Annotated in this window: 11 protein-coding genes; 2 read left to right on the top strand and 9 right to left on the bottom strand. The window is 66.1% G+C overall.

The features are described from left to right. Positions 1–7 precede the first annotated feature (7 nt). The 6 genes from moaE to U0004_RS10905 form a co-directional block, all read right to left on the bottom strand. Complete coding sequence (gene moaE / locus U0004_RS10930; RefSeq protein ID WP_034778112.1) at positions 8–481, bottom strand: molybdopterin synthase catalytic subunit MoaE; 474 nt, start codon at positions 479–481, stop codon at positions 8–10. Then, complete coding sequence (locus U0004_RS10925; RefSeq protein WP_070254159.1) at positions 478–3,057, bottom strand: DUF349 domain-containing protein; 2,580 nt, start codon at positions 3,055–3,057, stop codon at positions 478–480. Before U0004_RS10925 ends, moaE begins: the two co-directional genes overlap by 4 nt. Positions 3,058–3,251: 194 nt before the next feature. Next, positions 3,252–3,914 carry a hemerythrin domain-containing protein gene (locus tag U0004_RS10920; protein ID WP_139144075.1) on the bottom strand — a complete coding sequence of 221 codons (663 nt, stop codon included), beginning with the start codon at positions 3,912–3,914 and terminating at the stop codon, positions 3,252–3,254. Between the two features lie 116 nt (positions 3,915–4,030). Further along, positions 4,031–6,697 (bottom strand): bifunctional acetate--CoA ligase family protein/GNAT family N-acetyltransferase, encoded by a 2,667-nt coding sequence (locus tag U0004_RS10915; protein ID WP_070254150.1) that lies wholly within the window; start codon positions 6,695–6,697, stop codon positions 4,031–4,033. A gap of 110 nt (positions 6,698–6,807) precedes the next feature. Beyond that, positions 6,808–7,800, bottom strand: coding sequence for a DUF2804 domain-containing protein (locus U0004_RS10910; RefSeq protein WP_070254151.1), 993 nt, complete (start codon positions 7,798–7,800; stop codon positions 6,808–6,810). Continuing rightward, complete coding sequence (locus U0004_RS10905; RefSeq protein WP_231958583.1) at positions 7,797–9,074, bottom strand: winged helix-turn-helix domain-containing protein; 1,278 nt, start codon at positions 9,072–9,074, stop codon at positions 7,797–7,799. The genes U0004_RS10910 and U0004_RS10905 overlap by 4 nt, the downstream gene beginning before the upstream one ends. A 408-nt stretch (positions 9,075–9,482) precedes the next feature. Here U0004_RS10905 and U0004_RS10900 point away from each other — a divergent pair, with 408 nt between their 5' ends. Then, the gene (locus U0004_RS10900) at positions 9,483–12,701 is read left to right on the top strand and encodes a di-heme oxidoredictase family protein (protein WP_081345462.1); all 3,219 of its coding nucleotides are present in this window, start codon (positions 9,483–9,485) and stop codon (positions 12,699–12,701) included. Between the two features lie 33 nt (positions 12,702–12,734). Here U0004_RS10900 and U0004_RS10895 read toward each other — a convergent pair whose 3' ends face one another. Then, entirely contained in the window at positions 12,735–14,045 is a 1,311-nt protein-coding gene (locus U0004_RS10895) for a sensor histidine kinase (protein ID WP_225317273.1), read from the bottom strand. A gap of 202 nt (positions 14,046–14,247) precedes the next feature. Here U0004_RS10895 and U0004_RS10890 point away from each other — a divergent pair, with 202 nt between their 5' ends. Next, positions 14,248–16,392 (top strand): TonB-dependent receptor domain-containing protein, encoded by a 2,145-nt coding sequence (locus U0004_RS10890; RefSeq protein ID WP_070254153.1) that lies wholly within the window; start codon positions 14,248–14,250, stop codon positions 16,390–16,392. A 62-nt stretch (positions 16,393–16,454) separates the two neighbouring features. Here U0004_RS10890 and U0004_RS10885 read toward each other — a convergent pair whose 3' ends face one another. Continuing rightward, positions 16,455–17,123 carry a response regulator gene (locus tag U0004_RS10885; RefSeq protein WP_070254154.1) on the bottom strand — a complete coding sequence of 223 codons (669 nt, stop codon included), beginning with the start codon at positions 17,121–17,123 and terminating at the stop codon, positions 16,455–16,457. A gap of 23 nt (positions 17,124–17,146) precedes the next feature. Continuing rightward, a complete protein-coding gene (locus tag U0004_RS10880; RefSeq protein ID WP_034755042.1) occupies positions 17,147–17,518 on the bottom strand; it encodes a YajD family HNH nuclease in 372 nt (123 codons plus the stop codon). Between the last annotated feature and the right edge of the window lie 103 nt (positions 17,519–17,621).

Genomic DNA, 17,621 nt, shown 5'->3' with positions numbered 1-17,621 from the left:
ATACGATTCAAATGGTGCTTGCTTTTACCGTCCACTTGTCCAGCGCCGTCTCGTCGCTGTCGCGCGCATCGACCCAGCGCGCCCCTTCGGGCGTGTCTTCCTTCTTCCAGAACGGCGCTTCCGTCTTCAGGTAGTCGATGATGAACTCGCAGGCGGCAAAGGCTTCGCCCCGGTGGGCGGACGAGACCGCCACCAGCACGATCTGCTCCTGCGGCAGCAACGGCCCCACGCGGTGGATCACCAGCGCACCGGACAAGGGCCAGCGGCCGCGCGCCTGCTCGACGATAGCCTCGATGGATTTCTCCGTCATGCCCGGATAGTGTTCGAGCTCCATGGCGGCCACGTCCAGCCCCTCGTTCATGTCGCGCACCGTGCCGACAAAGCCGACGACGGCGCCCACCTTGGGGTTGCCTGCACGCAATTGTGCGATTTCTTGACTCAAGTCAAAATCGGCGTGCTGGACGCGGACACTGGTACTCATTTGGCATGCCCTCCGATGCGGCGCAGCAGGATTTCGATGCGGCTGGCCGTGCGCGCATCGGTGGCGGCGGGAATCGCGCACAGCTGCATCAGCTGCGACACTTGCGTGAGCGGCTTCTGGCCCGATTTCAGCGACGATTGCAGCACTTCCACCTGCATCTTCAGGCGGTCGCGGGCAAATTCGGCGCCGCTGTCGACGCCGGCGACGATTTCCAGGCGCAAGACTTCCTCGAGCAAGCGGGCCTCGTTGGCCTGCAATTGCTGCACGTAGGCGTCAGCGCCCTCGCCCAGCGCGGTCTGGGCGGCGGCAAAGCGCTGCTGCAGGCTGCGTTCGTATTGCGTGTCGAGCGGCGGCAAGGCGCTCCAGCGTTCGGTCCAGGCAGCCGCATCGGCGCCGGCATCGCCCTCGGCCAGCGTAGCTTCCAGCGCCTGCACCAGGCGCAGCTTGTCGCGCAAGGCGTTGGCCTGCGCCGCGCCGGCGCGCTCGGCGATGGCGTCCGCTTGCGCTTGCACGCCAGCCACGGCCGCGTGGTAGCGCTGCTCGATCTTCGCTTCGCTGGCGCGCGGCACGGGACCGGTAGCGTTCCAGGCGGCGCGCGTGTCGCGCAGCAAGTGGTTGATGAAGGCCGTGCGGGACTTGTCGTCGCCATCCGGCACGACGGCCGTTTCCAACGCGGCGCACAGCGCTTCGCGCGCATGCAGGTGTTCGCGGCGCTCGTGGTCGGCCGCGTGGGCCGTTTCCTTGCGCTTGGCGAAGATATCGTCGCAGGCGGCGCGGAAACGCTGCCACAGCGCCTGTTCCGCGCGGCGTTCCAGCGGCAGGGCCTTCGCCAGTTCCTGCCATTTATCCTGCAAGGCTTTCAGCATGTCGACCGTATTGCGCTCCGATGGCTTGAGCAAGCCCACTTCGACGATCAATTGTTCGCGGCGCGCCGTCTCGATCTGGCGCTGGGTGTCCAGCGGCTTCGACAGGGCGTCCAGCGCGGCGCCGAACTCCGTATCCAGGCGTTTCTTTTCCTTGCGGTCGATGGTGCCCAGGCGCGTCCACGCCTGGCGCAGGCGCTGCGAGGCGGAAGCGACGTGTTTCCAGTCGGTACTCTCTTCGGCAGCCAGGGCCGCCGTTTCCGCGATCAGTTCCTGGGCTTTGGCCGCATTGCCGTGGCGCTCTTCGGCCAATTGCTTGAAATGCTGGGCCGCCGGCGCGTACGCGAGGCTGCAGGCCGCGTCAAAACGTTCCCACAGGGATTTCGGAGCCGGGCCGGACAGGGTGTCGAGCGACTTCCAGCGCTCGCGCAGGCTGCCCACTTTCTTGGCCAGCTCGGCCATTGGGAGTTCTTGCGCCGGCAATTCCTCGCCCGCCTTGACCAGCTCCTCGCGCGAGACGTTGCCGCCCCAGCGCGCCCAGTCGGCCAGTTGCTTGAATTGCCCGCGCACATGGGCCAGGCGGTCCGCTTGCGCAGGCGTCAGCCGGCCGTGCTTGCTATCGCGCAAGGTCTTGTCATGCTCGGAAGCCACATGCAACAAGCCATCCTGCAGGGCTGCTTCCATGGCGTCGAGTACTTTAAAGAATTGCTCCGTCGCTTCTTTCGACACGGGCGCGTGTTCCTGGCGCGGCTTGCGCGGCGCTGGGTCGGCATGGGCCGCTGCGGCCTCTGGCGTTGCCGCCTGCACGGGCGCCGGCGCGCTGGCCAGCACGGCCGCAAATTGCTGCTGCAGGCTGTCGGACAAGGGCGACTCGGGCAGGCGCGGCAGGGCTTGCCACGCGCGTTTCAAGGTGTCTGCATCGAGCGTGGCGGCGTCCTGCGCCTGCCATTCGGCCAGTGCGGCCTGGCGCGCATCGAACACGGCCTGGTGCTGCTGCAGGGCTTGCAAGGCGGATTGCGCCTGTTCGCGCGCCTGGCTGAAATCGTTTTCCAGGTGTTTCGGCAAGGAAGCGCGCTCGGGCGATTGCGCATGCTGCGCATGTTCCGCATCCAGGCGGGCCAGCGCCTGCGCCAGGTCACCGGCGGACTGGCCATTGCTGGCCAGCGCGCGCGCGGCGGCGACGGCATCGATCACGGCGCGCTGCAGTACCACTTGCGCTTCCAGGCGGGCGGCCAGGGCGGCGCGCGCGCCGGTGAAGGCGGTCGCCAGTTCCGGCGTGGCCTTGATGACTTGCCATTGGCGATCCAGCTCGGCGACCTGGTTCGGGCTCAGCTTGTCATCGTTCAACAGGCGCTGGGCCGTGTCGATGCTGGCCTGGGCGCGCTGCGTCTCGGCGGCCTGGTGGCGGATCAGGTCGATGCGACCCTGCATCAGCTTGGCCACGCGGCGGTCCGTGTTGCGCATGGCCTGGTGGACTTTTTCCAGCAGGGGCAAGGCATGGACGTGTTCGGCCGCGATCAATCGGGCATCGGCAAATTCGCTGGACAGGATGAATTCTAAGGCGGCGGCTTCGTCGCCGGCCACGGCATGGGCACGCGCAACCTGTTCGGCGCGGCGCGATGCGCTCTGCGCCGAGGCGGCGGCCTGTTCTGCCACGACAGGATCGGGGACGGCAGTCTTGCTGGCAGAACGCTTGAAGAGAAATTCGAACATGACGGGTTTCGCGTGGATCAAAACCACCATCATAACAAAGCCCGGGGTATTGCATCGGACAGGGCTGAACAAGTTATCAAATGAATAAAGCGAATCTTTTCCCTGGATTTTCCCCTATGGCGGCGCGCCAGTCAGCATCACAAAAACGCCCCTCCTGCGGACGCCGCCCGGCGGGGTGTGCGCTCGCTACCCGTTCAAGCCTGCGCGCGCAGCGGCGGTGGCATGGCAGGCGCGGCGTCCGCAGGGGCACCGGCCGCATTGTCGCTGGTGTCGGCGGCGCCGTCAGGCATACCCGGCGCAGGCAAAGGCATAGGCAAAACAAAGGGCAGCACTTGCGCCCTGCCACGGCGCGCTTCCTGCGCGCGCGCATCGTGGGCGAGGAACTGGTAGGCGATGGCAAACCACGCTTCGCCGACGATGACCTTGCGCGCCAGCGCGAACAGTTCGCGCTCTTCTTTTTCCAGGCGCTGCAGCAAGGCTGCGCAAAAGGCGTCGATGGCCGCGCACAGCTGCTCGGCCTGCAATTCGGAATGGTCGATGGCGGCGCCCGCGCGCTGCTGCACGACATTGATGCTTTCCAGCGCCGCGTGGTTCAAACCATTGATTTCATTCAACAAACCATCGGCATGCGGTGCAGCCTGGCGGATGGCGGGGATCAGATACATCTCCACCTTGCGCCAGTAGCCCCCCTGGTACAGCCGGTTCAGCCAGTCGCCCGCGTACTGCAGCTGCGCCAGGCTGAGCTGTCTCTGGTGGCGCAGCTGCACATGCATGCATTTCTGAAAAGCCAACAAACTCATGCGGATGCTGGCCTGTTCCACCGACAGGGAAACCAATATATATGTTGCCGTAAGCATGCACTCACTCCCGAAAACGCGCTGGATATGTCATCCTGGAAGTGAAAGTGTAAAGACTACCGACAGGGACGGGTTTGATCCTGCACAAACCCGCGGCTGGCCAGCCGCGCTTTCTTTTACGGCGCGCGCAGGCCGATATGCAGATTGACGACGCCGGGCTCTTCCGACGGCGTGACTTCGCCGCCAAAGCTTTTCACCAGCCGCTGCATGCCCTTGTTGCGCGCCATCGCCTCGCCCACCAGCGCCTCCGTGCCCCGGCTGCGGAAGTAGTCGACGAGCTTTTCAAACAGGATGTGTCCCAGTCCCTTGCCCTTCAGTGCCGAGCGCACGGCGATGGCGAAATCGGCGTGGATATTGTCCGGGTCGGCCACGGCGCGCACCACGCCCAGGGTTTCCGGCTTGCCGTCCGGTCCCGTGTGCGTGGCGATGAAGGCCATGGCGCGGTCGTAATCGATCTGCGTCAGGCGCGCCAGCTGCGACACGGGCAATTCGCGCATGGACGTGAAAAAGCGCAGGCGCACGTCGTCCGGGTCCAGCGCGTGGAACAGGTCCATGTGCTGCGGCGCGTCCTCGGGGCGGATGGGGCGCAGCAGGATGGATTGATCCATCCACGTCACCTGCTCTTCCAGCTCCTGCGGATACGGGCGGATGGCCAGGCGGTCGCGCTGCTGGCCCGGCTGCAGGCGGATGCGCGCGTCGAGGGCGATCACGCCATCCGCATCGGCCACCAGCGGGTTGATGTCGAGTTCGGCCAGCTCGCCGATGTCGGCCACCAGTTCGGCCACCTGGATCAGGGTGTAGCAGATGGCGTCGATGTCGGCCGGCGGCTGGTTGCGGTAGCCGGCCAGCAGTTTCGACACGCGCGTGCGCGCCAGCATGTCGCGCGCCAGCACCATGTTCAGCGGCGGCAGGCCGATGGCGTGGTCGGCCGTCACTTCCACGGCGATGCCGCCCTGCCCCACCAATATCACGGGGCCGAAGGCGGCGTCCGTGGTGACGCCGACGATCAATTCATGCGACTGCGGCCGGCGCGCCATCTGCTGCACGGTAAAACCGTCGATCAGCGCGTCGGGACGCATGCGGCGCACGCGCTTGAGCATGGCGGCGGCGGCCGTGCGCAGGATGTCGGGCGTATCGAGGTCGAGCGCCACGCCGCCCACGTCGGATTTGTGGGCGATGTCGGGCGAGTGGATTTTCAGCGCGACGGGGTAGCCGATGTCGGCCGCCACGGCCAGCGCCTCTTCCACGTCGGCCGCCATGCGCGTGGTGGCGACGGGAATGCCGTAGGCGGCCAAAATCTCTTTCGAGCGGCATTCGCCCAGCACCGTCTGGCCGGCCGCCAGCGCGGCGGCGACGATTTCGCGCACGCGCGCGCGGCGCGGCGTGGCCGACATGGGCAGCTGCGCCGGCACCTGCATCAGGGTTTCCTGGTTGCGCCGGTATTGCACGATCTGCATGAAGCCATGCACTGCTTTTTCCGGCGTGTCGTAGGTGGGAATGCCGGCCCGGTTGAACACCTGGCGCGCGGGCGCCACGGTGGTGCCGCCAAGCAGGCACGACAGCACCGTGCGCGAGGTGGCCTTGATCAGCGGCGTGACGGCTTCGGCGATGTCGATCGACGAGACCATGGCCGTGGGCGCGTGCAGCAGCAGCAAGGCGTCCGCCTGCGGCTCGTCGAGCAGCGGCTTGATGGCGTCGGCATAACGCTGCACGGCCGCGTCGCCGGGCAAGCCCACGGGGTTGTCGTGCGACCAGCCCCGTGGCAGCGCCTTTTCCAGCGCGATCACGGTATCGGGCGACAGTTCGGCCAGCTTGCCGCCGCTGCTCACCAGCGCATCGGTGGCCATCACGCCCAGGCCGCCGCCATTGCACAAAATCGCCAGGCGCTCGCCGCGCTGGGAACGGATATGCGTGAGCGTTTCCACGGCATCGAAGAGCTCTTCGGCCGAATACACGCGCAGCATGCCGGCGCGGCGGATGGCCGCGTCGTACACGGCGTCGGAACCGGCCAGCGCACCCGTATGCCAGGCCGCCATGGCAGCGCCTTCCGCCTCGCGCCCCGCTTTCAGGACGATGACGGGCTTGCTGCGCGCGGCCGCCCGCGCCGCCGACATGAATTTGCGCGCCGCCTGGATATCTTCCATGTACAGCAGGATGGCGGCCGTGTCGATGTCGCCGGCCAGGTAGTCGAGCAAATCGCCGAAATCGATATCGTAGCTGGCGCCCAGCGAAATGAACTTGGAAAAGCCCACGCCGTGCGCGTTGGCCCAATCGAGCACGCCCGACACCAGCGCACCCGACTGCGACACGAAGGCGATCTTGCCGCTGGTGGCGCCGACATGGGCGAAGCTGGCGTTCAAGCCCAGTTTCGGCACGAGCAGGCCCATGCTGTTGGGGCCCAGGATGCGCAGCAGGTGCGGCTTGGCCGCCTTCAGCATGGCCAGGCGCAGCGACTGCTCGCGCACGGGGTCGAGGCCCGACGTCATGACGATGGCCGCGCGCGTGCCCAGCGCGCCCAGTTCGCGGATCAGTGCCGTGATGGTGGCGGGCGGCGTGCAGATGATGGCCAGGTCCGGCGCCTTGGGCAAGTGTGCCAGCCTGCGGTAGCATTTCAGGCCCATCAGCTCGTCGTACTTGGGATTGACGGGCCAAATCTCTCCCCGGTAGCCGCCGCCCAGCAGGTTGTACAGGGCGATGGCGCCCAGTTTGCGCTCGCGCGCCGTGGCGCCGATCAGGGCCACCGAGGCCGGCTTGAACAGCTTGTCGAGATTACGGATACTCATGTTCTGGCCTCATGGATTGCCGGAATGGCTTACTTGGTAACGCCCCAGTGTATAGGATGCCTTGCCAAAAAAACTTGACCTTGTCGCGCGTTTCGCAAAAAACAGTGCGCCTACCAGCGCGAGCGGTGGCTTTCCGTTACCCCGGCCAGCTGCGCCACGATGCGCTTGGGAGACTCCGCGCTGGTGCGCACCCAGCCGCTGAAAGTGCCGATCGGCTGGATGTAGCGGCTGGCGGCGATCCACAGGTTTTTATCCTCGCGCCGCGCGCCTTCCGGCTTGAAGTGCAGGTCCAGCAGATCGTCGTCCGTCCACACATGCCACGGCGCCAGCGGATTGTCGGGATTGAAGTCGAAATGCGCGCGGCCCAGCGGATACAGCTGGCCATCGAGCCACAGCGCGTTTTCATGCGCGCCGAAATAACCCGCTTGCAGGTTGAAACCCAGGTCCAGGCTGTGCGCCGAGGCCCAGCGCCATTCCGTCTCGCGCGCCAGCAAGCCGTTCGAATAATCGAAGCTGGCCACGCCGTCGTCCAAGCTGTAGCCCATGGCGCCGCAACGCACCGTGCCCCACAAGGGCAAGCCGCCCGACTTTTGCGTGGCGTGCACGCTGCCGCCCTCGCCCACGGGTCCCACGGCCAGCAAGGTGGGGGCCACGGGCGGGCCGAATTCCGCATCGATGCCGAAATGGCCGCAATCGAGCCGCAATCGGTAGCGCTGCTGCGGCTGGGCTTCGATGCTGATTTTTTGCGAGAAAAACCGGAAACGGCTGCTGGCACCCGCATGCGGCGCCACGGACGCGCACAGGCCGGGAATGCCATCCTGCGAAAAGCTTGCCACGATCTTGCCCTTGTGGCGGTCGAAGGCATACGCGAAGGCCGTGCTGGTCCAGCCCAGGTCGACGATGGCCACGCCGCAGAACAGCGTGGGCGTGGACAGGGCCACGTAGTGCCAGCGCTTGTGGTGGAACAGGCGCCAGAGGGCGCCGCGCGCATGCGGCGGCGCCAGCGCCACCCAGTCGAAGGCATCCAGCTGTCCCGTGTAGCGGCCAAAACAAGGCACGCCATCCGCGTCGAGCAGCTGGGAAGGAGCCGGCGGCAGCATCATGCGGCCTGCCTTGCGGCAGCGCCGCCGTCGTGCAGGGCCTCGGCCAGCTGCACACCGAAAGCCGCCGGCTGCGCCTGGGCTATCTCGACCTGCGGGCAGGCATGCCAGAGCGCCAGCCGCTGCACGGCGCCAGCCACGTCCTGCACCAGGCGGGAGCTGAGGCGCACGCCCTCTTCCAGCACCAGCGACTTGATCTCGAAGCGCCCCTGGACGCGGTGCGCCTTGGCGTCCAGGCGCCCCACCAGCGCGCCGCGCCGCAAGATCGGCAGGGTGAAGTAGCCATACCGGCGCTTCTCGGCGGGCGTGTAGCATTCGAGCCGGTAGTCAAAGCCGAACAATTCCAGCGCGCGGCGCCGGTCCCACACGACGGGGTCGAACGGCGACAGGATCGTCGTCAGGGTGGGCGCCAGCTTGCCCGCAGCCGCTGCGCGCAGCAAGTCCCCATGCTCGGCATGCACGTACACGGCGTCACTCCAGCCATCGACCGTGCAGCGCAGCAGCGCGCCCTCGTCCACCAGCGCCTGCAGATCGTGCGCCAGGCTGGCACGCGATTGTTTGGTGCGGAAGTAGTCGCTGATCCAGCTGGCCCGCGCCAGGCCCAGCGCCTTCACGCTGGCCAGCAGCAGGCGCCGGCGCACCTGCTCTTCGGGCGGCAGCAAGCCATCGTGCCAGCCCGGCAAAACGCGTTCGGCCAGGTCGTAATAGCGCTGGAAATTGTGGCGCTTGGCGATCATCAGCACGCCCGAGGTAAACAGCACTTCGAGCGAGCGCTTTTCCGGCTTCCAGCTCCACCAGCCGCCCGCCTGGCCATCCGTGCGCTCGAAATCGGCGGAGCGCGCGGCGCCGTTGGCGCGGATATGTTCGAGCACCGAGGCCACGGCCTCGCCCTGCTCGGCCATCCATTTGACGGAGTATTTCCAGCCCATGGCGGCCGGGTCCAGCATGCGGTGGCGGTACAGGCCATAGTCTTCGATGGGCACGAAGCAGGCTTCATGCGCCCAGTATTCGAACAGCGCGCCCTCGGCCAGCAATTGCTCCAGCCACGGCTGCGGATAGTCGCCCAGCCGGCTCCACAACACCAGATACGGGCTGCGCGCCACCACGTGGATGGTGTCGATCTGCAGCACGCCCATCTGCCGCACGGCGGCCAGCACATCGGCCTTGACGGCTTTCCTGCGGCGCGCCTGCAGCAAGCCCTGCGCGGCCAGGTGCAAGGCGCGCGCGGCGGGCAGCGAGAGCGGCGGGAGTATCGGTATGGCGGGTGGAATCGGCAAGGTCAGTTCTTCCTCAAAAAAGGGGACGCGCAGTCGGCAGGCATTTCAGGAAGATACCGCATTCCCGTCGCGCGCCACGCATTTCTTGCTGAATTTTATTCATGCTATCGCCCATTATTATTCATCTTGCGCACCAGCATAGTGCAAAAAACCCGGGCGACATGAACAGTTGATGACAAGTCCACGAGACCGCTTGACATGCCTCATGCGCTTCTATAACTTAAGAAAATTATTGCCATACGGCAATTAAAACTGCTCCCCCCATCTTTGCCCGCCATGTCCTTCCTTGCCGCCCCCTGGCCGCAAGGCGCTGCCGTGACGGTGGAGCATGCACAACACCATCGACGGGGATGCGGAGACGTCCAGTCTGACCAATCTTGCATAATCAATAAAAACAAGGAAGATAGCATGCACACATCCCTGCTTCGGCCCCGGCAGTACCCGGCCGGCTTTATCCACTTTTCCAGGCGGCGCTTGCCGCTGGCCCTGGCCCTGCTGCTGGCCGCGTGCGGCGGCGGTGGCGGCGACAACCCGGCCACGCCCGCCACGGCGCAGCGGCTGCTGGCGCAAACGTCGGCGGAAACGGCGCTGACGCCCGTCGCCGCCACGGCCAGCTCGGCGGAACGGGGCGACCTGTCGGCCAGCGCCGCCATCGACCGCAACGACAGCACGCGCTGGGGCAGCGGCTTTACGGACAACGAATATCTGACCCTCGATTTCGGCACCTCGCAGCGCATTACCCGCGTGCATATCGCCTGGGAAAACGCGCACGCCAGCGCCTACCTGCTGCAGATATCGGACGACAATACGCACTGGACCACCATCCAGAACGTCAGCGACAGCAAGGGCGGCATCGAGGACATCACGGGGTTCGACGCGCAAGGCCGCTACCTGCGCATGCAGGGCGTCAAACGCGCGGGCCAGTACGGCTACTCCATCTTTGAAATCCAGGCATTTGCGGGTACGCCCGTGCTGCCGCCGGTGACGCCGCCCGTCACCGAACCGCCCCCGGTCACCATCGATCCGGGCCAGCCGGGCGTGGATATCCGCCCCGTGGCCGCCACTTCCTCGCCCGTGGAAAACAACGGCATGTCGGCCGCCATGGCGATCGACGGCAAGACGGGCACACGCTGGGCCAGCAAGTTCGAGGACGGCGCCTGGATCCAGTTCGACTTCGGCGCGAAGACGCCCGTCGGCTACATGAAACTGCAGTGGGAAAACGCATACGGCAAGCAGTACGCGCTGCAGGTCTCCGACGATGGCCAGAAATGGTCGCAAGTGCGCTACGTGACGAATGGCCACGGCGGCACCGAGGAATTCTTCAACCTGGGCATCAATGCCCGCTACATCCGCCTGAAGGGCGTGGCGCGCGCCACGCAGTATGGCTACTCGCTGCTGGAAGTGAGCTTCAAGACGCCGGGCAGTGACAACAGCCTGCCGTCGACTGCGACATCGGCCCTGAAATTCCCCGCCAACGGCACCGGCTGGACACCGCTGCCGGCCGCCGCCCAGCCGCTGGAAAGCCTGCAATTCACCCTGGCAGACGGTACCCTGGTGACGCGCTTCGGCGCGCGCGGCCTGGCGCGCCATGGCCGCGAACGGGGCGAGGAATGGAATGAAATCGGCTACGGCCCGAATGAAACGGTCGATCCCGTCACGGGCCTGCCGCAAGACAAGGGGCCGGGCAATTACCTCACTTTCGTACCGCAATACTTCAAGAACCGCACCTGGGGCGTGGAAATCATCGACAACAGCAAGGTACGCGGCGTTACCAAGCCCACGCTGATCGTCAACCAGTACACCACCGTCGATTTTCTGTCCGGCGGCGTGGCCTTCTTCCGCGGCTTCGACCGTCCCGGCGTGACGGGTTACGGCTGGATGTCGCCCGGCGAACTGGTGGACCGCAATGTCCCCGTCTGCAAGCCGATGGCCTACCCGGCCAGCGACAGGCTGACGAACGCCAACGGCATCAATGGCGCCTGCACACTGCTGATCAAGGAGTACCCGGGCCATGGCGGCCTCGATGCCGGCGGCATGCCGAATGGCACGGACGTCAAGGCCCGCGCGCTGACGGCGGGCGACATCATCGAAGTGTCGCCATCGATGTTTTCCACCACCGCCTCAATGGCGTCGAAAGGCGATGCTGGCGGCATCCGCTACTACTCGTACGAATGGACGTATGTGGTGGGCGCAGGACTGCGGCCCTGGTATGGCGTGCAGCCGCGCCTCAATTCCGTGCCACTGCCGGAGGAAACGCTCTCCGGCGGCCTCGGTTCCGTGTCGTATAACTACTCGGACAACGCCCTGTTCATGTTCCAGCAGCCGCACAACAATATCGGCATGCAGAACATGCAGCGCTTCGTCGAAGGCCGGCGCCTGGTGCATACCAACTTCACCACCGGCGAGCATAACGAAGGCGGCAACGACCGTTACGCGCCCGCCGTCGGCCTGCAGGGACAGCGCTACGGGCAGTCGGCCTGCATCGCCTGCCACGTCAACAATGGCCGCAGCCCCGCGCCGATGGCCCTGAACCAGCGCCTCGACACGATGGCCGTGCGCGTCGCCAGCATCAATGCGGCAGGGCAGCAGGTGCCGCACCCGCAATACGGCACGGCGATCCAGATGAATGCCGTCTCGCCTTCCGGCGTGCCGCAAAACTGGGGCAACGGCGTCAGCGTGGGCGGTTTCACGACGAGCAAGACCACCCTGGCCGACGGCACGCAGGTCGAACTGCGCAAGCCGACGCTGGCCTTCGAAGGCCCCGTGCCGCAAGTCGTTTCGCTGCGCGCGGCGCCGCCCATGATCGGCGCGGGCTTGCTGGAAGCCGTGCCGGAAGCCGACATCCTGGCGCGCGCCCGCAGCACGCCGGATGCCGACGGCGTCAAGGGCCTGCCCAACTATGTATATGAACCAGAGACGGGCGCCGTGCGCCTGGGCCGCTTCGGCTGGAAGGCCTCGAAAGCCACCTTGCGCCACCAGGCCGCCGACGCGCTGCTGCTGGACATGGCCGTCACCTCGCCCGTGTACCGCAACCGCGCCTGCATGGCGGGGCCGGTAGCCTGCGCGGCGGGCGGCGCCCAGCCAGGCATCTCGGAAGCGGACCTGCAATCGATCACGCAATACCTGGCCCTGGTGGCCGTGCCGGCCCAGCGCAGCATCGCCAGCGGTTTCCCGAAAGGCGTGGCGCCGATCGAGGAGCTCAAGGTCGACCCGCAGCAGGTTTCCGCCGGCTCGAAGCTGTTCCAGGGCATGCGCTGCGCTGCCTGCCACACGGTGGAAATGAAGACGGGCGCGGGCCACCTGTTTGCGGAATTGCGCAACCAGACCATCCGTCCGTACACCGACCTGCTGCTGCACGACATGGGTCCCGAGCTGGCCGATACCTTCACGGAAGGCCAGGCGCAAGGCAGCATGTGGCGCACGGCACCGCTGTGGGGCATCGGCTACACGGAAAAAGTCATGGGCAATGGCGGCGGCAAGGCTGGCTACCTGCATGACGGCCGCGCGCGCAGCCTGACGGAAGCGATCTTGTGGCACGGCGGCGAAGGGACAAAAGCGCGCCAGCGTTTCGAGAACCTGTCGAAGACGGACCGCGACGCGCTGCTGGCGTTCCTCAAGTCGCTGTAAAGTCGGCCTAAACGCCTTGCCCTGGCGGGACCGTCATGGAAACACGACCGTCACCGCCAGCCCCCTGCCCTGCAAGCCGGCGCCGAGGATGATGTCCGCGCCATGCCGCTCGGCGATGCGGCGCACGATGGACAGGCCCAGGCCGCTGCCGGGCAGCTGCCCGCCGCCCAGGCGCACAAAACGCTCGAACGCGCGCGCGTGCAGTTCCTCGGCGATGCCCGGACCGGAATCGGCCACGCGCAAATAGCTGCGCCCCGCTTCCACGCCGCAGCTGATGACGACACAGCCGGGCGCCGGCGTATAGCGCAGCGCATTGTCGACCAGGTTGCGCAACAACATCTGCAGGCTGTCCGCATGCAGCGCGCAGGGCGCCGGTGCCATGATCACGCTCAGCGACAGCCGGTACGTCGCGGCCAGCGCCTGCCACTGCGCGGCCTGCTCGGCCAGCAGGTCGGACAGGTCCCCCGCGCGCAAGTCGGCCGCCGCGCCCGAATGCGGATCGAGCTGCGCCAGCGCCAGCAACTGGTTGACGAGGCGCGTGGCGCGCTCCACGCTGACGCCCAGGGCTGCAATGAATTCCTCGCGTTCAGCCTCGCTACGGGCCCGCTGCAGCACTTGCAGATTGGTCTTGATGGCGGCCAGCGGCGTGCGCAATTCGTGCGCGGCATCGGCCGTGAAGCGCTGCTCGTTGTCGCGGCTTTGTCGCACTCTGCCGAACAGGCGGTTAATTTCCAGCAACAGCGGATGCAGCTCGGTGGGTGCGCCAGCCAGCCTGACGTCGGCCAGGTCATCGGGCGTGCGCGCCGACACTTCATCGGCGGACGCCTGCAGCACGCGAAACACGCGGTGGATGCTCCACCAGATGGCGATGGTGGCCAGCGCCACCAGCAACAGGCCGAACACGGCGATGCGGTAAAAGAAGCCGCGGCTGATATCGTCGCGGTGGCTGGTCGGCTCGGCCACCAGCAGCTGCAGGGTGCGCTGCGGGTCCCACAACGAAAACAGACGCCAGCGCTGGCCGCCGATGCGGGTCCAGGACAGGCCGTCCGGCGCGCTGCGCGACAGGGCGATATCGGACGCCGCGTCATTACGGTACAGCACGCGCTGCTGCGCGTCGCGCACCTTGAACAGCAAATACTGATGGGGATTCGGATGGCCGCGCAGCGGCACGTCGATGGGTCCCGTCAAGCCGTGTTGGCGCGCATCCTTTTCCACCAGCGACAGCAGCAGGTGGCCCGTCTCGATCAGCGACTGGTCGAACAGTTCCTGGCTTTCGCGGCGCGCTTCCACGTACACGATGGCGGCGCTGCCCACCCACAGGGCCAGGGTCAGGCCCAGCAGCACGCCCAGCAAAGTGCGCCGCAGCGACCAGGTTTTCAGGCCGCCGCCAGCCGTTAAGAATCTCTTAAGAACTTCTGCGCAAGATCCGGAGCGAAATATTTTTTGGGAAGCCATGGCTGCAATTGTAAATGATTCTTATTGCCTCAATGATTCCCATTAGCTTGCACCAGCAAAACCAATAACTCATCCACCATCAGGAGTTTGCATGTCCAACAGCACCCGCAGCGCGCGCCTGCCGCGTCCCACCACCCTGGCCCTGGCCTTGGCCGCCCTGTCCTGCCTGCAGGCTCACGCCCAGACGGGCACGCCTGCCAGCATGCCGGAAGTGGTGGTCTCCGCCTCCGGTTTCGAGCAGGATATCAAGCAGGCACCGGCCTCGATCACGGTGCTGACGCGCCAGGAGCTGTCGAAGGAGCGCTTCGGCAACCTGACGCAGGCGCTGGAAAGCGTGGAAGGCATCGACGTGGGCGCGGCGGGCGACAAGACGGGCGGCATGAACATCAGCATCCGCGGCATGCCCAGCGACTACACCCTGGTGCTGATCGACGGGCGCCGCCAGAACGCGGCCGGCAACGTCACGCCGAACGGCTTCGGCGGCACGCAGACGAGCTTCATGCCGCCGCTGGCCGCCATCGAGCGTATCGAGATCATCCGCGGCCCCATGTCGACCCTGTACGGCTCGGACGCCATGGGCGGCGTGATCAACATCATCACGCGCAAGGTGGGCAAGCAGTGGATGGGCTCCGTCTCGGCCGACTACACCTTGCAGGAAGAGTCCGATTTCGGCGACGTGAAAAGCGGCCGCTTCTACCTGAGCGGCCCCATCGCCACCGACCTGCTGGGCCTGTCCCTGCGCGGCAGCAAGCAGCGCCGCGATGCGGCCGACATCCGCGTCCCCAACGCGGCCGGCGCGCAAGTGCCCGCCAGCATGGGCGCCAACCCCGTGCGCTCGGACATCGAGAACTTTGGCGCGCGCCTGGCCTTCACGCCGAACCGCTACCACACCGTCATCCTCGACGCGGACGCGGGCCGCCAGACCTACGACAATTCGAAGGGCCAGCTCGGCACCAATACCGTACAGGGCGGCTACGGCCCGGAACAGAAATACAAGCGCGACCAGTGGACCCTGTCGCACACGGGCCGCTTCGGCTTCGGCACGCTGGACAGCAGCTACATGGTAAACAAGACGGAAACCCTGGGCCGCACGATTCCGCCAGGCACGCCAGGCGCCGTGACCGGCAGCGCGCGCACGCTGGAAGTGGAAAGCCAGGTCTTCGATACCAAGCTGGTCATGCCTTTGGGCAAACACATGGCTACCATCGGCGCGCAATGGTGGAAAGCGGAAATGACGGACGGCGTGGCGCCGAAAAAATTCGAATTCACGCAAAAAGCCCTGTTCGTGGAAGACGAATGGCAGGTGCTGGACAACGTCGCGCTGACCGTCGGCGCCCGTTATGACGATCACAGCATCTTCGGCGGCCAGACCAGCCCCCGCGCCTATGCCGTGTGGAACGCAGCGCCAAGCTGGACCGTCAAGGGCGGCGTCAGCAAGGGCTACAAGACGCCGCGCGTGGAGCAACTGTCGCCAGGCATCAACGGTTTTGGCGGCCAGGGCACGATCCCCCTCGTCGGCAGCCCGGACCTGAAGCCGGAAACGAGCACGACGACGGAAATCGGCGCGTACTTCGACAACCTGGCCGGCTGGACCGCCAGCGGCACTTTGTTCAACAATACATTCAAGGACAAGATCACGACGGGCACGGGCCTCGTCAACTGCGACTACCGCCCCTCGCCGAACCGTCCCGGCTGCGTCAGCTTCGGCAACTGGCCCAACGTGGACGCATTTGGCCAATCGGTCAATGTGGATGAGGCCGTCACGCGCGGCGTCGAGCTGAACACGCGCTTCCCGCTGAGCAAGACCTTGTCGGCCAGCGCCAACTACACGTACACGGAAAGCGAACAAAAGAGCGGCAGCAACGCCGGCAAGCCCCTGAGCGACACGCCCAAGCACGCCGTCAATGCGCGCCTGTCGTGGGATATCTCGCGCGAGTGGAACGGCTGGCTGCGCGCCGAGTACCGCAGCGAGCGCTTCCGCGATCCGGGCACATCGGCTTCCACGCGCGCCGCCAAGGCCGCGCTGGGCGACTACCAGGGTTACACCATGCTGCACCTGGGCAGCAGTTATCAGCTGAACAAGCGCGTCACCCTGAACGCGGCCGTGTACAACCTGCTCAACAAGGACTTCATCGACTACCAGCCATACCGCGCACCGGCATTGACCTACGCCAACCGCTATGTCAACAGCCTGGACGGCCGCCGTCTGTGGCTGTCGGCCACCGTCGATTTCTGATGCCGTAACGCGCCATCAGCGCCAACATCGAACGGGCTGCCGCAGGGTAGCCCGTTTTTGTGTCAAGCCGCTTTGGGCTTGTCGATGCAATAACCGATCGCATGCACGGTGCGTATCAAGTCCCGCCCCAGCTTCTTGCGCAGGTGGTGGATATGCACTTGCACGGCATTGCTTTCCACTTCGTCACCCCAGCTGTACAGGTTTTTCTCCAGCTGTTCCCGGCTCAGCACCCGGCCGCCGTGCTCCAGCAGCAGTTGCAGGATGCGAAATTCCTTCACCGTCAAGGTCACGGGCAATCCCCCTTGCGTCACTTGCCGGTCCGCGATATCGAGCACCAGGTCGCCATGCACGAGGTGCTCGCGCAGGCGGCCGGCCGCGCGGCGGCAGGCGCTGCGGATGCGCGCGGCCAGCTCGTCGAGGTCGAACGGTTTCACGATAAAGTCGTCGGCCCCCGCGTCGAGCCCGGCGATGCGCTCGCCCACCTGGTCGCGCGCCGTGACGACCAGCACGGCGCCGCTGTAGCCATTGTCACGCAGCACGCCCAGCGCCTGCATGCCATCCTGCCCCGGCAAGCCCAGGTCGAGCAAAATACAGCCATAGTCGTGCAGGCGCACGGCCGTGTGCGCGTGTTCGGCGCTCGTGACCCAGTCGACGGCATAGCCGCCCTGTTCCAGGCCGATCTGCGTGGCGCGACCCAGCTGCGGGTCGTCTTCGGTCAGCAAGATGCGCATGGGGTGTGAAACGGACGGGCCGCTCAGTCCTTTTTCTTGATCAGGCCGGCCAGCGCGGCAAACGGATTGTGCGTGGCGGGCGCCACCTCGGCCGACAGCAGGCCGGCGCCACGGTCCGCTTCCAGGTAGCGCGAGTGCTCATTGTCGTGGCAATACAGGCACAGCAGTTCCCAGTTGCTGCCGTCCGGCGGATTGTTGTCGTGGTTATGGTCGCGGTGGTGCACCGTCAGCTGCTGCACGTTGGCGCGCGTAAATTCGCGCATGCAGCGGCCGCATACCCACGGATACATCTTCAGCGAGCGCTCGCGGTAGCCGCTCTCGCGCTGGTCGGCGGCGCGGCGCGCTTCGGCCACGATCTTGTCCAGTCTTGCCGCGTCGGGCTTTTTACTCTGCATGACAACTTTCGATATGGGAGGTAGAAGCGCCCATTTTAATGAGGATGGGGGCGCAATTGTACTTTTTCTGCCACGCCGCCAGCCCGTGTCGCCGCCGGCGTGC

Source organism: Janthinobacterium lividum (assembly GCF_034424625.1).
GTDB classification, from domain to species: domain Bacteria; phylum Pseudomonadota; class Gammaproteobacteria; order Burkholderiales; family Burkholderiaceae_D; genus Janthinobacterium; species Janthinobacterium lividum.
Note: the sequence above shows the minus strand (reverse complement) of the source record. Positions and strands in the feature narration are given on the sequence as shown.

Excerpts from the sequence above, each read along its gene's own strand:
- U0004_RS10915 (WP_070254150.1), bottom strand. The coding sequence starts at position 6,697 with ATGAGTATCCGTAATCTCGACAAGCTGTTCAAGCCGGCCTCGGTGGCC.
- U0004_RS10890 (WP_070254153.1), top strand. The coding sequence starts at position 14,248 with ATGTCCAACAGCACCCGCAGCGCGCGCCTGCCGCGTCCCACCACCCTG.
- U0004_RS10920 (WP_139144075.1), bottom strand. The coding sequence starts at position 3,914 with ATGCTTACGGCAACATATATATTGGTTTCCCTGTCGGTGGAACAGGCC.
- U0004_RS10910 (WP_070254151.1), bottom strand. The coding sequence starts at position 7,800 with ATGATGCTGCCGCCGGCTCCTTCCCAGCTGCTCGACGCGGATGGCGTG.
- U0004_RS10925 (WP_070254159.1), bottom strand. The coding sequence starts at position 3,057 with ATGTTCGAATTTCTCTTCAAGCGTTCTGCCAGCAAGACTGCCGTCCCC.
- moaE (WP_034778112.1), bottom strand. The coding sequence starts at position 481 with ATGAGTACCAGTGTCCGCGTCCAGCACGCCGATTTTGACTTGAGTCAA.
- U0004_RS10885 (WP_070254154.1), bottom strand. The coding sequence starts at position 17,123 with ATGCGCATCTTGCTGACCGAAGACGACCCGCAGCTGGGTCGCGCCACG.
- U0004_RS10880 (WP_034755042.1), bottom strand. The coding sequence starts at position 17,518 with ATGCAGAGTAAAAAGCCCGACGCGGCAAGACTGGACAAGATCGTGGCC.
- U0004_RS10900 (WP_081345462.1), top strand. The coding sequence starts at position 9,483 with ATGCACACATCCCTGCTTCGGCCCCGGCAGTACCCGGCCGGCTTTATC.